This is a genomic window from Collinsella sp. AF02-46-1, assembly GCF_003465825.1.
In the GTDB taxonomy this organism is placed as follows: domain Bacteria; phylum Actinomycetota; class Coriobacteriia; order Coriobacteriales; family Coriobacteriaceae; genus Collinsella.
Window position 1 is genome coordinate 235,317 of sequence record NZ_QSBV01000001.1, and the last position, 17,403, is coordinate 252,719.

Below are 17,403 nucleotides of genomic sequence, written 5' to 3' on the forward strand. Positions count from 1 at the left end.
CCTTAGCTCTAGGTTTCTCAGGTGCCGGAGGTTGCCCAGAAAGAGGAGCGCAGCGTACTTTGGTACGCAAGCGACGGTTTGAGGGGCAAGATCCGGTGCCTGAGGAAGCTAGAGCGTCTCAATAAAGGCGGCGATGCGCGTCTCTATCTGGCCCATGTCGCCGTTGCTGTAGTCGGTCTCGATCTTCATATACGGAATACCCGCACCCTCGACGGCCTCCTGCATGCGTGCACTCTCCACGTTAAAGGTGTGGCACGCCTGGAGCACGCTCTCCACTACGCCATCGACGTGATACTTCTTGCACATGGCCAGCGTGTTCTCCATACGACCGTCGTTGGGCGTCATAACCGAGCAGTTGATATCCAGGTAGCGGTCGGCGATCGCACGCAGGATGTCGGGCGCATCCGGGTCGACCATCATGGCCGCCGTGCGCTCACCCGAGCAGTCATCCATACACACGACCACGCCGCCGTTGGACTCGATGGTGCGACCGATCTTGTTGATCACGCCGCCCACGGGGCAGCCGGTGATCAGGATGCGCTTGGCATCCGCCGCAACCGGGCGCTCGCCCGCGTCGTAGGCCTCGCGCAGCTTGGCAACCTTTTGCTCCAGTTGCTGCGTATAGGCCTCGATATCAAAGCTGAACGTACCGGCGAACATGGTGCTCATCAGGTCGACGCCGCTCATGGCCGCCGGCTGGTTGGCCTGCAGCGCAAACATCTCGAGCTGAGCCGCACGCAAACGGTTGCGACGACGGACGGCAGCGCGCAGGTCATCGTCGGTAATCGTGATGCCGTAGAAGCCCTCGAGTTCCTCCTTGAGCAGGCGGCACTCCTCGTACCAGCCCTCGCGCTCGTAGGCACGATCGCGACCCTGCGGAAGATGCAGAATGTGCGTGCGCTTGAGCTCGTTGAGCAGTTCGTACATCTTCTTCTTGCCGTCGCAGGTGGTCTCGCCGATGATCATGTCGCTAAAGTACGTAAACGGGCACTTTTGCGAATAGGCAAAACCATACGTAGACTTGATGAGCGGGCACAGGTTTGCCGGCAGCACCTTCTCGGCCTCGGGAATCACCTCGTCGGACGTACCACACAGAGCCACGCTCGAGGCGCCCGCGGCATCGATAATCTCGAGCGGCGTATAGCTGCACAAAAAGCCGACCAGGCGATTACCCGCCTGCTTATAATCCTTGACGCGAATAAACGCCGCCTTGCGTTGCTCGTTGAACTCCTCAAACGTGGACGGCAACGGCTGCTCAATATTATCCGACATATAACTCCTTAACAAACCTTTTAACCAACCAAGGAAACGGCTTTCCCAGGTGCCCGAGGTTGCCGTGAAAGAGGAGCGTCGCGTACTTTGGTACGCAAGCGACGGTTTGAACAGCAAGATCGGGTGCCTGGGGAAGCCGCCGGGACGAATAGTCCTAAATGGTTTCCAAGAAAGCCTCAATCCTGGTTTGCAGTTGGCCTGCATCCTCGCCGGCGTAGTCGGTCGTGATGTGCATAAATGGAATGCCTGCCTCCTCGGCGGCCTTCTCCACGGCAAACGACTCCATCTCGTAGAGCGTGCAGAACTGCAGGGCCACGTCGACGATGCCGTCGGCGTGCAGGTCCTTGGCCATCTGGACAATGTCCTTCATACGCTGATCGTTGGGCGTAAAGACGGCGCAGTTGATCTTAAAGTAGCGCTCGGCGATGGCATCGAGCATCTCGTCAACCGTCTCACCGGACTCGTCGACCAGGTCCTTGTAATAGCGCGAACCCGTGCAGGACTCCTCGCCTACCACAACGCCGCCGGCCTTCTCGATGAGGTTGAACAGCTTCCAGTTGGGCACGGCCATGGGCGTGCCGGTGTACAGGATGCGCTTGGTCCCCTTGGGCGCCACGCCCTCGCCGGCCTCGACACGCTGCTCGCACTCAGCCGCCATATCGTTGATGGCCCCGGTCAGACGCGGCGTGTCGTCCATAAAGGCGGCCTGAACGGTCAGCAGGCTGTCGAGACCGCTAATGGGCGCTGGGTCGGCAGCGCGCGTGGCAGCGAGGCGCTGCAGGGCACGGCGCTTCTCATTGACGGCGTGGATGGCGGCTTTCAGACGCTCAGGCGTAATCGTGACGCCGCACTCTTCCTCGATCTTGGCGGCGAGCTTCTTGACCTCGGCCTTCCAGGTCACAAACGTCGACTCGTCGTGTACGTTGGGAATATCCATGACGTACATGTTCTTTTGCGTGGCAAAGAACTCGTAGGCTTTCTTCTTGCCGTCGCAGGTGTTCTCGCCTACCACCAAGTCACTCGACTCAATGTAGGGGCAGACCTCGCCCAGCTTAAAGCCGGCAAAACTCTTGATGAGCGGACAAGTGTTGCGCGGCAAGTGCTCCTCGACCTTGTCGGTCGCCCAATCGGCACCCGAGCACAGACCCACGGGGATACCGTCGCAGGCGAGCACAATCTCCTCGGGCACGTAGACGCAGAAGCTGCCCACGATCTTGGTGGCCTCGCCGGCCTCCTTCTTGTCGAGCATCTCCTTAATACGGCCGCTATGGATGTTGGTGGCGACAAAATCCAGGTAGGACGTGGACTTGGGGCGATTGTTCTGCGTCAGGAACATATCGCCGTACATCTGGCCCACGGCGCCCAGCAGCATGTCGTGGTCGGCAAGATTCATGCCGAGGCTCTCCCACATCGGATGGAAATCAAATTCTTCAGCCATAACGGTTCCCCTCTCGAACCAAAAACGGATAACAGCGGTATCGATGCACGACGGACGGCGATTGCCCGACCGTGCTCAAACCCGGAATTTTAGGGAACCTGCTTTGCGGTCGATTATTTAGTTGTGCGTCGTCTCTCCCGGAGCCGTGAACATACCTGCTCATATGCGGCTCCGAGCCATATATAGGGCACGCGCGGCAACGCGGCGAATGTATGTCGTCTGCGGCATGTGCGCACCCTCCTTTACAAGTTGAGGTCAACTATACCAACGGTCATCGACCATGCGAACACCGTTGACATTCGTACGACAGCGTCGTGTGCCGTCGTTTAATAAATAATTATCTTGATTGATAAGAGTTTGTCATTCCTCATTCGGCGAACGGCAAAAATAAAGCCGCCGAGGCTTATATCCCCCGACGGCATTACCCGGCGCTATCGACAAACCAAATGGATCCTGCTGGCATCAAAATGCATGCGCAGCGTCTCGCCTGCTTGCGGCAGCTCGTCGACAGGCATGCCCACTTTGTTGACCTTCCACTGCAGGCGCGTCGGCGCATCGGCACGCGGCGCGTCCAGCAGCACCAGCCGCTCAAAGCGCGAATCGCTCACGCGGGCCACATGCAGATCGTAACTGTTACGACCGCGCTCAGCGCGGTTGTCCACATGGAAGTAGCTCGCACGAATACCCAGGTACGCCACGTTATCGGGAACCTCACGGCCCACGTTGAAGGTCATGCCCCAGTCGAGGGCCTCAACTTCTTCGTCGCCGATCTTGCGCGCGCGACTCGTATTCTTGCAGCCCGTCAGGCGCAGCGCAGCCAAGGTTTGCGGCCGGCGGACCACGTCCTCGACGGAGCCGATCTCCTCCATATGCCCGTCGTGCATCACGCAGATGCGCTCGCACAGACGGCACGCTTCGTCGATGTCGTGGCTCACGTAGAGCACGGTTCGGTTGCATACATCGAACAGATCGAGCATGTTTTGCTCAAGCGCGCTCTTGAGATACGCGTCGAGCGCGCTCATGGGCTCGTCGAACATAAAAATGCCCGGATGCGCCGCCACCATGCGCGCAAGCGCCACGCGTTGCTGCTGACCGCCCGAGAGGCGCGCGGGATAGCGGTCGGCAAAATCGGCCAGACCGAAAATGCCCAGATAGCGCTCGGCGAGCTTTTTGCGCGCGGCGACGTCACCCGCATCCTTAACACCGGCGCATACGTTATCGGCCACCGTCATGTTGGGAAACAGCTGATAGTTCTGGAACAGCAGGGCGCATTTTCGCTCCTGGGGCGACAGGTTGATACCCGCCGCCGAGTCAAAAAAGGTCACGCCGTTGACGACGATCTTGCCCTCGTCGGGCGTCTCCACGCCGGCAATGCAGCGCAACGTGCAGCTCTTGCCGCATCCGGAGGCGCCGAGCAAGCCAACGCGCTCCTCGCCGGCTTCGAGTTGGATGTCGAGGGTAAAGCCGGGATAGCGCTTTTTGATATCCAGAACGAGCGACATGGCTTATCGACCTCCCTTTGCGACCGTATCATCGCGCATAAGCTCGGCCAGCGCCTCGCGATCGATACGCAGTGCATCGCCGCCCGCCGGGTCGAGCGAATCGCCCCGTCCGGCGAGCTCTTTGGCCTGCTTGCGCTCCACACGAGAAAGGCCCCGCTCGCGATACTTTTGCGAATGAGCGGTGTACATATTGATGAATAGGATGACCAGGAAACTGAACACGATCACGACGGCGACCCAAAAGAGGGCCACCGACGTGTTGCCGCCCATCCACTCAAAGTAGATGGCGATGGGAATGGTCTGCGTAATGCCGGCATAGTTGCCCGCAAAGAACAGCGTGCAGCCAAACTCTCCCATGGCGCGGGCAAAGGCGAGCACCGTACCGGCGGCAATCGAGGGCCAGCCGAGCGGCATCATAAGCTTGGTAAAGATGCGACGTTCGGACCACCCGAGCGTGCGCGCGGCGTCGAGCATCTGCGTGTCGAGGCTCTCGAAGGCTCCGAGCGCCGTGCGGTAGACCAGCGGAAACGACACAACGACGGCCGAAATGACCGCCGCGGGCCAGGTAAAGACGATCGAGATGCCGTGCGCGATGAGCCACTGGCCCACCCCGGTCGAGCGGCCAAACAGCATGAGGAGCAGAAAGCCGCAGACCGTGGGCGGCAGCACCATAGGAATCGTAAAGACCGAATCGAGCAGGCCCTTGATGCGACTCGAGGTACCCATAGTCTTCCACGCGGCAAACAAGCCCAGTGCAAAGGCAATCAGCAGGGCAAGGCCGCTCGTTTTGATAGACACCCAAAACGGGCGGTAGTCGATGCCGCCTAAAAAGGAGGCCAAAGAGGTCAAGGGCCCCTGCTCATTCCGCAACACGACTGACGATGCTTCTACCATTTGAGCGCTATCAAGCCAACGCGCGCCGCCCTTGGCATCACCCGAGGCCGATGCAATCACCACATAGCGGTCCCCATCCGCACCGCGTTCGTCAAAGCCATAGGTATACCCGCCGGCATCAAACGTTGTTTCCGCCGTGACATACCAAGGAAGATCCACGTCCCCCAGCTGCGCACCTCCCATGCAGTTTGCGCTGTCGAGCTCACAGACGAGGGCCTTGAGGCCCGATACGCACTCGTTGTCCTGCGGATCCAATCCATACTTCTCGACCGCCTTGGGCGATATCCACACCACAACGCGATCGGCAGCAGGCGCCACTACAAGGTCCACGTCCTCGTCAACGGGAAACCGGTAGCCCTCAGGCTGGCCCTCCATGGCACGAGCGGTCCCCTTGGCCAACCGCTCAAAACCCTCGATCCCATAGGAAAGCCCATGAGCGGTCGCAGCAACCTGGGCCCCGTCCTCGGCGTCCCCAGCAAACGCAAATCCCGGCACCCAGCAAAGCGCGAAGGTCAAAGCACAGGCGACAAGCATGCGGAATCTATTAAGCACAAAAAGCTCCAAGAGAATACAAGGACGGAGTTAAACACAAAACGATGGAATTATCGCGCCAAGCCGCACTACGCGGAAAGCTCAAAGCCGTATTTGGCCCAAATCTTCTGGGCCTTCTTGTTGGACAGGCAAAAGTCGATAAACGCCTTGGCCTCGTCGGCATGTTCGGAGCCATCGGCGACAGCGCCCGGATACACGATGGGCTTATGCGAGTCCTCGGGACACACAAAGGCCTCCTCGATGCCGTCGTAGCGGTAGATGTCGGAGCTGTAGACAAAGCCAGCCACGCAGTCGCCTGTAGAGACGTAAGACGCAGCCGTGCCGACCTTGTCGGCCAGGGCCACCTTGTCGGCGATCTCGGGGGCGTACTCGCCGTCGTCGCCCTCGGTGCCGGTGTAGAGGCCCACGGAGGCCAGGGCCTGGTTGGCGTACTTGCCGGCGGGAACGGTCTTGGCGTCGCCAATGGCGATCTTGCCGTCCAGATTCGCGACGTCGGCGATGGCCTCGACCTTGGTGTCGGAGCCCTCAGCGCGAATGATCACGAGGTCGTTGACGAACATATCCTCACGGGTGTCGGCGTCGACGAGCTCGGCGGCCTCGGCGTCATCCATGGTGCCCTTGGAGGCTGTGATGAGCACGTCAACGGCGGCACCGGCGCGCATCTGCTCGACGAGGTCGCCGGAGGCCTTGAACTGCGTGTCGGCAAAGGCGGTGCCGGTCTGGTCGGTATAAAGCTCCTGAACCTCGGGCAGAGCCTTCTCGAGCGAGTTGGCGGCAAAGACCTGCAGCTCGACAGCTTTCTTGGAAGATGCCTTAGCAGAACCGGCATCGGATCCGGCCGGCTCGGACGTATTGTTGCCCGAGCAGCCGGCAAGACCAAGGCCGGCAGCGGCGACAGCAGAAAGCGAGACGAATCCGCGGCGAGAAACCATATCGAACATGTTCAACCCTTTCGGACCTTGTGCCCGGGTACCCCACCGCGAGCTTTATTCTGTAATTAGATTATACTTTCGTGCGAATAATATCAGTGATAAAGATTTCTCGCCTGATAATTTTCTTTTACCAATAACCACGAGACGGCCCGCGCTGTCGATGCATAAAAAGGCGGAGCGACTCGCAAGGTCGCTCCGCCGCAGGTAGTGCGCTTATTTGGTGTGCCCGCCGCCCGCCGTCATCTGGGCCGCATGCTCCAGCTGGTCGCTCACGGCCTCCCAGCTTTCGCGGGCCGCTTTCGTGGATCCCGGAAAGTTGATGACAAGCGTATACCCACGCTGCATGCACACGGCGCGCGAGAGCATGGCGCGGCGCGTCTTGGTCATGGAGTACGCACGGATCGCCTCGGCAATACCCGGCACATCGCGATCGCAGACGGTACGCGTCGCCTCGGGCGTCACATCGCGCATCGAAAGCCCCGTGCCGCCGCAGGTGAGCACGACATTGGCGTGGCACTCATCGGCGGCTTCCACAATGGCATCACCGATCTCGCTGACGTCGTCGCGCACGACCACATGCGAGGCGACCGTCCAGCCCTGCGCCTCGATAAGTTCCTCGAGTGCGGCTCCAGCCTCGTCCTGGGCAAGATCGCGCGTATCCGAGCACGTCACGATCGATATCTTCAGCTCCATAGCATTCCTCTTACAACACGGCGCCCTCGGGCAGGTCGACGCGAACAACGTCCACGACATCGCCCACCTTGAGGTCGCACGGTCCTTCGTCAACACGCAACAGGCAGTTAGCCCGCTGCATCGTGCCGAGCAGCGCCGAATTCTGCGTCTTGGCCTCGGTCACCAACAGCTCACCGGTCTCGGGGTCGCGCAAAACCGTGGCGCGATCGAAGAAGCGGCGATGCTGTCGCTTTTTCACGCCGTGCGTGAGCGTCGCCTGCTGCACGGGACGCGTACCCTCGGCAAAGCCGCGCATCTTGCGGATCGCCGGACGCGCAAGCATCTCAAAGCCTACATACGCCGCGGCCGGATTGCCTGAAAGTCCCAGGTAGGGCTTACCCCCAAGCAAGCCAAACGTGATGGCCTTGCCCGGACGCATCGAGATGCGATCGAACAGCACCTCGCCCTCGCGCCGGACGAGCGCCGTCACGTAGTCGTAGTCGCCTGCCGAGGCGCCACCGCTCGTAATGACAAAATCGCACTCCAGCACGGCGCGATGCACCAGCTCGGCAATCGCCTGCTCATCATCGGGCGCAATGCCGTAGAACACGGGCTCGGCTCCTGCATCGAGCGCTTCGGCCATCAACGCCGACGAGTTGGAGTCGCGAATCTGCCCGCGCGCCGGCAGCTCACCCGGCGCGACCAGCTCCGTGCCCAGCGAGATAATGCCCACACGCGGCGCGGCATGCACCTTCACGCTCGCATACCCGGCGCTCGCCAACAAGCCGGCGCCCGCCGGAGCCACGACCTCGCCGGCGTGCATCACAACATCGCCGGCATGGGCCTCCTCGGCGGCAGAGCGAACGTTCTCCCCTACCTTGGCAGGCGCCGAGAACCTCACACGCGAACCCTCGTTGCCGTCACCGACGAGCACATCGACGATCTCATACTTCACCACGGCATCGGCACCTTCGGGTACCGGCGCGCCCGTCATGATGCGGACCGTCTCGCCCGCGCCGATTGTGCCCTCAAACACATGGCCCGCAGCCTCGTGTCCGATAACGTCGAGCGTCACCGGCGCCTCGCCAGATGCCTGCGCCAAGTCCGCCGAGCGCACGGCATATCCGTCCATAGCGCTGTTGGCAAACGGCGAGATGTCGATATCGGCCACCGCATCCTCTGCCAAGGGAAGACCGGCGGCCTGCCACACGGGAATCTCGACGACTTCGGTGCGATTCACGTGCGACAAGACGATCGCCTGCGCGTCCTCCAACGGAATGAGTTTCTCAGCCATATACACCTCTAGCATGCTGCGGCGCGCAACAAAAGCGCCGATTCTTTATGTTTCTCTCAGTATAATCCCTCGCCGCCTGCTCAAGACCTGGCCCGCGGCCGCAAATACATCTGTCGGCCGCAAGCCGCGAAACAAAACCAAAACCAACCCACCGGCTCGTCGCGTTTACCGCGTTTTATAATGCTCGTGTTGCAACCCAAAAGAGGAACGTATGACTTTTACCGACAAACCCGAAAGCGCAAACGAAGCGCAGGATCATTCTCAGTCGCTCGACGACGGCGGCTTTTTCTCCCTGAACGACGTCATCATGGCCGGCAGGCATCAGCTCACCCGCTCCGAGCATCTCTTGGCCGCCGACACGCGCCGCAACGCCCGCAACCTACTCGCGAGCGCCAAGTTGCTCACACTCGTCGTCATCGTCTCGCTCGCCATGGGCGTTGCCGCCTGGGCGTTTTTGACCTCGCTGAATATCGCGACCGACTATCGCGAGCACCATGCATGGGTCTACGCCTTGCTTCCCGTTGTGGGCGTTGCCACCGCATGGGTGTACAAAAACCACGGCCTTGCCGCCAAACGCGGTAACAACCTGGTCATCGACTCCGCTCTGGGCACACGCCTCATCCATATGCGCATGGCCGTTCTCACCTTCGTCTGCTCCACGCTCACGCACCTAACGGGCGGGTCGGCCGGTCGCGAGGGAGCTGCGGTGCAGATTGGCGGCACCATCGCCAGCAACATCTCGAGCCTCGCCCACCTCAAAAAGCATGACCACCACGACCTCATGCTCGCCGGCATCTCGTCGGCCTTTGGCGCCGTATTCGGTTCACCCCTTGCTGGAGCTTTCTTTGGCATGGAGATGTGCTTTATCGGCAAGATCGACTACACCGCGGGCATCTACTGCCTGGTCGCCTCGTTTACCGGCTACTTTACGTCGCTTGCCTTGGGAACCGAGTACGAGGCGAATGTCATCGCCAGCGTTCCCAACATGACACCACGGACGGTTGTCATCGTAGTCATCAGCGCCATCATCTTTGGTCTCACCGCACGTCTCTTTGCCTGGTCGGTTCGTACCGTCAAGAGCCTGTACGGCCGCTTTATCACCAATTACCTCGTTCGCGCACTCATAGGCGCACTCGTGGTTTTGGCCGCCTACGCCCTCCTCGACGCCTGGGACTACGCCGGCCTTTCCACGTGGCTTTCCGGCGCCGGGTTTGCAGGCAACACCACCCTGGCGGACGCAGCCATCAAGTTGGTCGTCACAGCGCTTACCCTGGGCGCGGGCTTCCAAGGCGGCGAGGTCACGCCCCTGTTTGGCATCGGTGCGGCACTCGGTGGCTGGATCGGTTGCCTTACCGGGCTTGACCCCAGTTTTCTGGCGGCTCTCGGCATGCTCGGTGTGTTCTGCGCCGGCCTCAACGTGCCCATCACCACCTGCATGATGGCCATCGACCTGTTCCACGGCACGGCTGCCGGGTTCTTTGTCATCGTGGCCTTTATCAGCTACCTAACCGGCGGACACCGCGGCGTGTACCCCGCCCAGCGCATCATCTCACCCAAGCGCCGTTCGCTTATTGTGGATGAGGGCGGTACGGTAGCGGATGCTATCGAGCGCCACAACGACCTGATAGAGTAGATGTAATAATCGCCGTGCAGCCACAATCGGGGGCAATTCGACCTGAGCGCGACCGCACTGTCATGTCACACGCCGGGAGTCGCCCCATGCACGCAACTGATTTTGGTCGCACGCTCATCATCGCCAACCCCGCCGCCCAATCGGGTGCGGCGCGCGAGGTCGCTGAGCGCCTGCAGCGCTTTTTGGACATGACCGCGCGCGCATCCCAGTTTGACCTGGTGCTGACCGAGCGCATGGGACACGCCAAGGAACTTGCCACACGGGCCCAAGGATACCGCACGGTTATCGCACTCGGCGGCGACGGCGTGATCCACGAGGTCGTCAACGGCTTGATGGCGCAAGAAGAGGCGGTCCGGCCCGCCCTTGCCGTCCTGCCCGTGGGCTCCGGCAACGATTTTGCCCAGACGCTCGGCATCGACGATTTCTCCGGCAAGGACTTTGGCGCGCTGCTCACCTGCGAGCTGCAGCGTCAGGACATCGGGCGCATTCGCTCGTGGAGCCCTGCGAGCGGCAACGGCGAGGCGATCGTTGAGTACTACGACCAGACGCTTTCGGTCGGCATCGATGCCGCCATCGGCCTTGGCACCACCGAGCTGCGCAAAAAGACGGGCCTCACTGGCGCTCCACTCTACACCCTATCGGGACTTGAGCAGTTTGGCCTGCGCTACCGCAACTACCCCATGACCATCAGTTTTGATGGCGCACCAGCCGAGCGCGTGAGGGCGATCATCATGGCGATTCAGCTGGGCCCCACGTATGGCTCGGGCTATCGCATCTGCCCCGATGCCGACCCCTGCGACGGCATGCTCGACGTCTGCTACGCATGCGGCCCTGTCCCTCGCGCGGTCGCCTTGCCCATGTTCCTTTCGGCCAAGGACGGCCACCATACCAAGTTGCCGCCGGTTCGCATGCGCCGCTGCCGCCATGTTGAGCTCACCTTTGAGGAGCCCGACTACCCCATCCAGGCCGACGGCGAGCCCATCGTCGCCTCGCGCATCGAGGTCGACGTCCTCGGCAGCGCCCTCCAAGTTTGGCACCCCGCCCGCTAGCAAGGCCAGCGGGACAAACGGCTACTCGTCGCTGCCCGGCTTGCGACGGTTGGCCTTTTTAATGGCTTTGAAGTGCTTGTCATTAAGCCTGCGTTGGCGAGAGCGCTGGGGTACCTTGGTCTTTACGCGTCGGCGCGGTGGACGCCCGCGACGCTCAAGCTCAGCGCGCAGCTTACGCAGGCAGCTACTACGGTTTTGGAACTGACTGCGGCTCTCGCGCGCCGTCACGGTAATCCCCGAAGGGATATGTTTCATGCGCACCGCTGAATCCGTTGTGTTCACACCCTGACCACCCGGGCCCGTAGCGCGAAACACCTGCACCTCGCAATCGCGCGCCAACTCTTCGGCCGCCATCGCGGCATAGCGCGCATACTCGCGCCATCCCATCTTGTTCTCATCCATATCAACACCTCCCCTCATACAAAAAATGTGACAAAGGGAAAGTCCCTTTGTCACATCGCATACCAATCGCTTGTGTTACACGCTTAGGCGAAGGTGATCTCGCCGGTATCGCAGTCCATATCGGCGATACGGGCCAGGCTCTCAACGCGGAAGCCGCGCTCGCGGAGCTTATCGCCACCGCCTTGGAAGCCCTTCTCCACCGCAATGCCAATACCGGACACCTCTGCACCCGCAGCCTCGCAGATCTTGATAAGACCCTCGAGCGCGCAGCCGTTGGCCAGGAAGTCGTCGATAATCAGGACCTTGTCGCCCTCGGACAGAAAGCGCTTGCCAACGATGACCGGGTACTCCTTCTGCTTGGTAAAGGAGTAAATGGTCGTGGCATACTGCTCGCCGTCGAGGTTGATGGACTGGGCCTTCTTGGCAAAGACCACCGGCACGCCGCCAAAATGCTGGGCTGCAATGCAAGCCATGCCAATGCCCGAAGCCTCGATCGTCAGGATCTTGTTGATCTCGACGCCCTCGAACAGACGGGCCCACTCGGCGCCCATGTGGTCGAACAGCTCAACGTCGCATTGGTGGTTGAGGAAGGCATCAACCTTAAGGACGTTACCGGCCTTTACGATGCCGTCATGGCGAATACGATCCTCAAGCTCCTGCATGGCGCAACCCCTTCTCGCGGCAACGATACCGCGCGATTAATAAACGTTGTTCGATAGTCTACCACGGACCGACCCCCGCCTGCCCCACAAGCCGCATCGCACCACAAACCAGTCTTTTTGGGACGGCGCGAATCGTGGCAGACAGCCTCCCAACACGCTAATGGCGGGCGCGCATCCTCACCAAACGCACCATGGCGAGCGCAAAGCCCACAGCGGCCACAGCCATAAGCACGTAGAACACCGAACGGAAACCAAACAGGAACACATCCGGACGGCCTGCAACAAAACTGGTCACAGCCTCGCCCATCGCCACGCTCATCTGCCCATACAGGATATGCGAACCTGCCGTAATACCCAGCGCCATGCCCGCATAGCGCGCCAAGCTGCCCAAGCTGCCTGCAAAGCCAAGTGCCTCGCGCGGAGCCGAGCCCATGTACAGCGAGTTGTTGGGGCTCTGGAAAATTGACGTACCGCACGACATAAATGCGACGCAGCACACGATCACAGGGATAGAAGAGTGCTCGTCGAGCGTGCTTACCGCAAAGAGACCGCACACATACACGCCCAGGCCGACCGCCGTGGGACCCTCGCAGCCAACACGGTCCGAAACCGTTCCCGAAAGCGGGCCGATAAAGGCATTCACCATTGGCAGCGCCAAAAAGAGCAGTCCGGAAATGTCGGAACCAAAGCCGTGGGCGTCCTGAAAATAGAACGGCAGGATAAACTCGGATGCGCCAATGCCAACAAACACGATGAGCATGCAGGCAAGGTTGATGGTGAAGGCCGAATTTGAAAAGCAGCGACGAGCGGCCTCGATCAGGGACATGGGGCGCTCGCCGGCCTCCGGCTTAACATGCGGCAGTGTGTAAAGCCCCACGATAAACGAGATGACGCCAATGGGCAGGTTGATGAGGAAGATGCTCTCCCAGGGAAAGCTTGCCACCAGCATGCCGCCGAGCACGGGACCACACATCATGCCGAGGGCCACGAAAGTCGCGAGGATACCCATGGCACGACCGCGCTCGCGCGCCGGAAACGACTCGGTGATGATGCCCATGTTGTTGGCCATGGCCGCCGCGCAACCGACGCCCTGAACAATGCGCGCCAGAATGAGAACCTCGAGCGAGGCCGAAAGGCCGCACAGCAGCGAGCCGACCGTAAAGACGATGACGCCCAGTTGGAATACGCCCACCTTGCCGCGCACGTCGCCCAGACGGCCAAACGGCAGCATAGCCACGCATGTCGCAAGCAGATACACCGAGCTCACCAGCTGGATGCGGTCGAGGCCCACGCCCAGCTCCTTTTGCATCACGGGCAGTGCCACGGTCACGACGGTCGAATCCAGGCACGCCATAAACGTCATGATGAGCACGGTAAACAGAATCGCCCATTTGTTCTTGCCATGGGTGTCGCCCTCTAGGGCAATACGCTCGCGGCGCAGCCGCTCTGCGGTTTTCTCCATATCCATCCTTTCGAGTGGCGCAACGCAAAAACGGGGCCCCAATCGCCTGTAAACAGTCGCGATTGGGGTCCCGCCTACGGAATCGGAACGAAAGGTCGCCGAAGCTTTCTGCCAGCATCGGCGCCTTATGCGAACGCTAGCCTAGCACTGCTCGAGCGCCTGCTCAAGGTCGGCAATCAGATCGGCCGTGTCCTCGAGGCCGCACGACAGGCGCACCATGTCGGCGGAGATACCGCAGGCGATGAGCTCCTCATCGTTCATCTGGCGATGGGTGGCGTTTGCCGGATGCAAGCAACAGGTGCGCGCATCGGCCACGTGCGTAGCGATCTGGGCGAGCTTAAGGCTCTTCATAAAGGTCTCGGCCGCCGCACGACCACCGTTAAAGCCAAAGCTCACAACGCCGCAGGTACCGCTAGGCATGTACTTCTGAGCCAGGTCATAGTACTTGTCGCCTTCCAGGCCCGGATAACTCACGAAGCGCACCTTGGGATGGCTCTGCAGGAACTTGGCAACGGCCAGGCCATTCTCGCAATGACGCGGCATGCGCACATGCAGGCTCTCGAGCGAGCTGTTCAGGAAAAACGCCGCCTGCGGGTTCTGCATAGGGCCGAGGTCGCGCATGAGCTGCGCGGTGGCCTTGGTAATGAAGGCGCCCTCGCGACCGAACTTCTCGGCATAGGTCACGCCGTGGTAGCTCTCGTCGGGCGTGGTGAGACCCGGGAACTTGTCCGCATGGGCCATCCAGTCAAACTGGCCGTGGTCGACAATCACGCCACCCAGGTAGGCTGCATGGCCATCCATGTACTTGGTGGTGGAGTGCGTGACGATGTCGGCGCCCCACTCAAAGGGACGGCACATCACAGGCGTCGGGAAGGTGTTGTCGACCATCAGCGGCACGCCGTGGTCATGCGCGGCCTTGGCAAAACGCTCGATATCGAGCACGGCAAGGGCAGGGTTGGCGATCGTCTCGCCAAAGACGAGCTTGGTGTTGGGCTGAAAGGCTGCTTCCAGCTCCTCATCGGTGCAGTCGGGAGCAACGAACGTGCAGGTAACGCCCATGCGGCCCATGGTATGGGCAAGCAGGTTGTAGGTACCGCCGTAGATGGCAGAGCTCGCGACCACGTGATCGCCGGCACCGGCCACGTTAAAGATCGCGAGGAAGTTCGCAGCCATGCCCGAGCTCGTGAGCATCGCCGCGGTACCACCCTCCATCTCGCAGATCTTGGCAGCGACCAGATCGCACGTGGGGTTCTGCAGGCGGCTGTAGAAGTAGCCCGACTCCTCCAGGTCAAACAGCTTGCCCATGTGCTCGGACGTGTCGTACTTCCACGTGGTGGACTGGTAGATGGGCACCTGGCGCGGCTCCGCATCGCCCGGATGATAGCCGCCCTGAACACATGTAGTTCCGATGGTCTGCTCGCTCATATCCAACTCCCTTACTTGGGTTTTGTTTTTATTCGGTTCACGATACCGCTACCCCGCACCCCTCTCAACCCATCCCGCCGATAGGTTATGGGACAAATTAATCAGGTTTATTTGTCCCAAATCTTAAGAAAGTGTTCGATGGCGAAAAACAATGAGATATGCACTGCGGTCTCGATAAGCGAATGCGCCAGCAAGGGTACCATAGGCGGGTACACCGTAATCAAGGAGACACCGATGAAGCAAATCGATACAGCCCAGCTCGACATCACCGCCTGTCAGGCTCAGGCTGCCGAGTACCACGCCCGCGGCTTTAACTGCGCGCAGGCCGTCGCCTGCACGCTCGCGCCCGCCGTCGGGCTCGACCCCCAGGTCGCCTTTACCCTCACCGAGGGCTTTGGCGCCGGCATGGGCGGCATGACCGAAACCTGCGGCGCCATCTCGGGTGCCGTGGCCATCATGGGCTTTGTAATGAGCGATGGCATGGAAAACCCCAAGACCAAGGGCCATACCTACAAGCTGTCGCGCGAAATCGCCAAGCGTTTTGGCGAGAAGAACACGACGACCGTCTGCGGCACGCTCAAGGGCATCGGATCGGACAAGGGTCCGCTCCGCAGCTGCCCCGGCTGCATCGACGATGCCGTCGAGATCGCCTGCGATGTGCTAAAGCAGCTCGCCGAGTAAACGGCAGCAACATAAAACGACAGCCGGCGCGCTTGGGATTCATCCAAATGCACGCCGGCCGTCGTCGTTAGAACTCAGCAAACTCGGGAGCGCTGACCTCAATCTCCTCGCGCCCCGCCATAAGCTCGCGCATCTTAACGCAAAACGGCTCCTGCTCCCCCGCCTTAAACACCAAATGAAGTGTCACAGCATCCGCGTACTCGGTATCCGAAACCTTGGCACCGGAATCCTGGGCCAAGCGAAGCACCTGCTCATACTGCGGATAGGCCACATGCACGTCAACAGGCACGACACTCGTCATCTCGACGATCTGCCCGGCCTCCTGAGCCGCGGCCACCGCCGCCTGCGTCGCCGCGGTATAGGCGCGCACCAAGCCACCGGGCCCCAACAACGTACCACCAAAATAGCGTGTCACTACGCAGCAAACATTTTTGAGCTCCGCACCGCGCAACACCTCGAGTGTCGGCATACCGCTCGTGCGGCTCGGCTCACCATCATCGCTCTGGCGCTCGCGTCCATCGACCAAAATCCACGCGGGAACATTGTGTCGAGCGTCGTAATGACGCTTGCGAACCATCTCGATAAAGGCATTCGCCTCGTCCTCGGACTCAATATGGACCAGCTGGGCAATAAACCGGCTCTTGCGGTCCACAAACTCGCCCGAAACCTCAATATTCGATTGCAGAGTAAAATAGCTGTCCAACAAAGCCCCTCAACAACAAGCAAAGAAACAAACAGCCTCAATAATACGGCAAAGGCCGTACCGATAACCCCGGTAAAAAGAACGGCGACGCCGATGACCAGGCAAAGGCAGCGAAACGCTAAGAACGGAACCGCCGATGATTCCGTCAACGAAAGCGAGAACCCGTCAGCGTGAGCAAGGTGCCTTGAAAGGCGAGGCCGCAACAAAAATGAGGCTATCGATGATCAGATAAAGACAGCGAGACGGCGTCAGCTGAGTCGATTTGGCCCGAAAGAGGAGGGAGCACGCCTTATGGCGGCGACCGACGAATGAGCGCCAAATCGGCCAGCTGACGCCGTCGCAGCGTCAACATAGTTGCTAAGTGGGCCTGTAAGCCGGGTTCTGTCGTGAACGGTCATTTATCTTGTCTGCACGTTACCGTGCAGCTCCACGCACGCTACCCGAACGCGGACCGGGCCGGCCCATAGCGTTCCTATTCGCGCTTGCTCCGGATGGGGCTTGCCAAGCCGCCATGTTGCCACGACGCTGGTGGTCTCTTACACCACCGTTTCAGCTTTTCCCTTTACGCCTTGCGGCGCAGGTGGGAGTCTTCTTTTCTGCGGCGCTTTCCGTCGGATCACTCCGCCCGGCCGTTAGCCGGCATCCCGCCCTCTGGAGCCCGGACTTTCCTCACGCGTACTGCAAGCAGCACATCGCGCGACCGTCTGGCCCACTCAGCAGTGCAAGAGTGTAACACACCGTTGCCGCAGGCAATGGCACAACGCAAACGCTCGACACGATAAACCAAGAACCCTTGATTATCGACTTTATCCGAACACCTCCCACATTCA

General features: G+C 60.6%; 14 protein-coding genes, 1 other RNA gene and 1 pseudogene. 3 read left to right on the forward strand and 13 right to left on the reverse strand.

Features of this window, described 5'->3' with window-relative positions; translation table 11 throughout:
- Positions 1-108 precede the first annotated feature (108 nt).
- The 7 genes from DWV20_RS01090 to glp all read right to left on the reverse strand — a co-directional run bounded on the left by DWV20_RS01090 (position 109) and on the right by glp (position 8,556).
- Positions 109-1,272 carry a double-cubane-cluster-containing anaerobic reductase gene (locus DWV20_RS01090; protein ID WP_118256157.1) on the reverse strand — a complete coding sequence of 388 codons (1,164 nt, stop codon included), beginning with the start codon at positions 1,270-1,272 and terminating at the stop codon, positions 109-111.
- 154 nt (positions 1,273-1,426) lie between these two features.
- Positions 1,427-2,710 (reverse strand): double-cubane-cluster-containing anaerobic reductase, encoded by a 1,284-nt coding sequence (locus DWV20_RS01095; RefSeq protein WP_118256158.1) that lies wholly within the window; start codon positions 2,708-2,710, stop codon positions 1,427-1,429.
- Between the two features lie 431 nt (positions 2,711-3,141).
- Positions 3,142-4,212: a sulfate/molybdate ABC transporter ATP-binding protein gene (locus DWV20_RS01100; RefSeq protein ID WP_118256159.1), complete on the reverse strand. Its 1,071-nt coding sequence runs from the start codon at positions 4,210-4,212 to the stop codon at positions 3,142-3,144.
- 3 nt (positions 4,213-4,215) lie between these two features.
- Positions 4,216-5,658: a molybdate ABC transporter permease subunit gene (gene modB / locus DWV20_RS01105; RefSeq protein ID WP_233539743.1), complete on the reverse strand. Its 1,443-nt coding sequence runs from the start codon at positions 5,656-5,658 to the stop codon at positions 4,216-4,218.
- Between the two features lie 68 nt (positions 5,659-5,726).
- Positions 5,727-6,599, reverse strand: a complete 873-nt coding sequence (gene modA, locus DWV20_RS01110) for a molybdate ABC transporter substrate-binding protein (RefSeq protein WP_117773612.1) — start codon at positions 6,597-6,599, stop codon at positions 5,727-5,729.
- A 204-nt stretch (positions 6,600-6,803) separates the two neighbouring features.
- Positions 6,804-7,283, reverse strand: coding sequence for a molybdenum cofactor biosynthesis protein B (locus tag DWV20_RS01115; RefSeq protein WP_117786467.1), 480 nt, complete (start codon positions 7,281-7,283; stop codon positions 6,804-6,806).
- Positions 7,284-7,293: 10 nt separating this feature from the next.
- Entirely contained in the window at positions 7,294-8,556 is a 1,263-nt protein-coding gene (gene glp, locus DWV20_RS01120) for a gephyrin-like molybdotransferase Glp (protein ID WP_118065486.1), read from the reverse strand.
- Between the two features lie 211 nt (positions 8,557-8,767).
- Between glp and DWV20_RS01125 the strand changes: the two genes are divergently transcribed.
- Both DWV20_RS01125 and DWV20_RS01130 read left to right on the forward strand, forming a co-directional pair.
- Positions 8,768-10,189, forward strand: coding sequence for a chloride channel protein (locus DWV20_RS01125; RefSeq protein ID WP_192934557.1), 1,422 nt, complete (start codon positions 8,768-8,770; stop codon positions 10,187-10,189).
- An 86-nt stretch (positions 10,190-10,275) separates the two neighbouring features.
- Complete coding sequence (locus DWV20_RS01130; protein WP_118256161.1) at positions 10,276-11,238, forward strand: diacylglycerol kinase family protein; 963 nt, start codon at positions 10,276-10,278, stop codon at positions 11,236-11,238.
- A 21-nt stretch (positions 11,239-11,259) separates the two neighbouring features.
- Here the strand turns inward: DWV20_RS01130 and DWV20_RS01135 are convergent.
- The 4 genes and pseudogenes from DWV20_RS01135 to DWV20_RS01150 form a co-directional block, all read right to left on the reverse strand.
- A pseudogene (locus DWV20_RS01135) lies at positions 11,260-11,568 on the reverse strand (peptide chain release factor-like protein); the annotation flags it as partial.
- Between the two features lie 155 nt (positions 11,569-11,723).
- Positions 11,724-12,302 (reverse strand): xanthine phosphoribosyltransferase, encoded by a 579-nt coding sequence (locus tag DWV20_RS01140; RefSeq protein WP_117765859.1) that lies wholly within the window; start codon positions 12,300-12,302, stop codon positions 11,724-11,726.
- Between the two features lie 157 nt (positions 12,303-12,459).
- Positions 12,460-13,764 (reverse strand): MFS transporter, encoded by a 1,305-nt coding sequence (locus tag DWV20_RS01145; RefSeq protein WP_118256162.1) that lies wholly within the window; start codon positions 13,762-13,764, stop codon positions 12,460-12,462.
- A 141-nt stretch (positions 13,765-13,905) separates the two neighbouring features.
- The gene (locus DWV20_RS01150) at positions 13,906-15,189 is read right to left on the reverse strand and encodes an O-acetylhomoserine aminocarboxypropyltransferase/cysteine synthase family protein (RefSeq protein ID WP_118256163.1); all 1,284 of its coding nucleotides are present in this window, start codon (positions 15,187-15,189) and stop codon (positions 13,906-13,908) included.
- A gap of 234 nt (positions 15,190-15,423) precedes the next feature.
- Here DWV20_RS01150 and DWV20_RS01155 point away from each other — a divergent pair, with 234 nt between their 5' ends.
- The gene (locus tag DWV20_RS01155; protein ID WP_118256164.1) at positions 15,424-15,870 is read left to right on the forward strand and encodes a C-GCAxxG-C-C family protein; all 447 of its coding nucleotides are present in this window, start codon (positions 15,424-15,426) and stop codon (positions 15,868-15,870) included.
- A gap of 67 nt (positions 15,871-15,937) precedes the next feature.
- Here DWV20_RS01155 and DWV20_RS01160 read toward each other — a convergent pair whose 3' ends face one another.
- Together DWV20_RS01160 and rnpB are read right to left on the reverse strand one after the other, a co-directional pair.
- Positions 15,938-16,576 (reverse strand): YigZ family protein, encoded by a 639-nt coding sequence (locus tag DWV20_RS01160; protein ID WP_199581726.1) that lies wholly within the window; start codon positions 16,574-16,576, stop codon positions 15,938-15,940.
- A gap of 351 nt (positions 16,577-16,927) precedes the next feature.
- Positions 16,928-17,289, reverse strand: an RNA gene (gene rnpB / locus DWV20_RS01165) — RNase P RNA component class A.
- Positions 17,290-17,403: the final 114 nt, after the last annotated feature.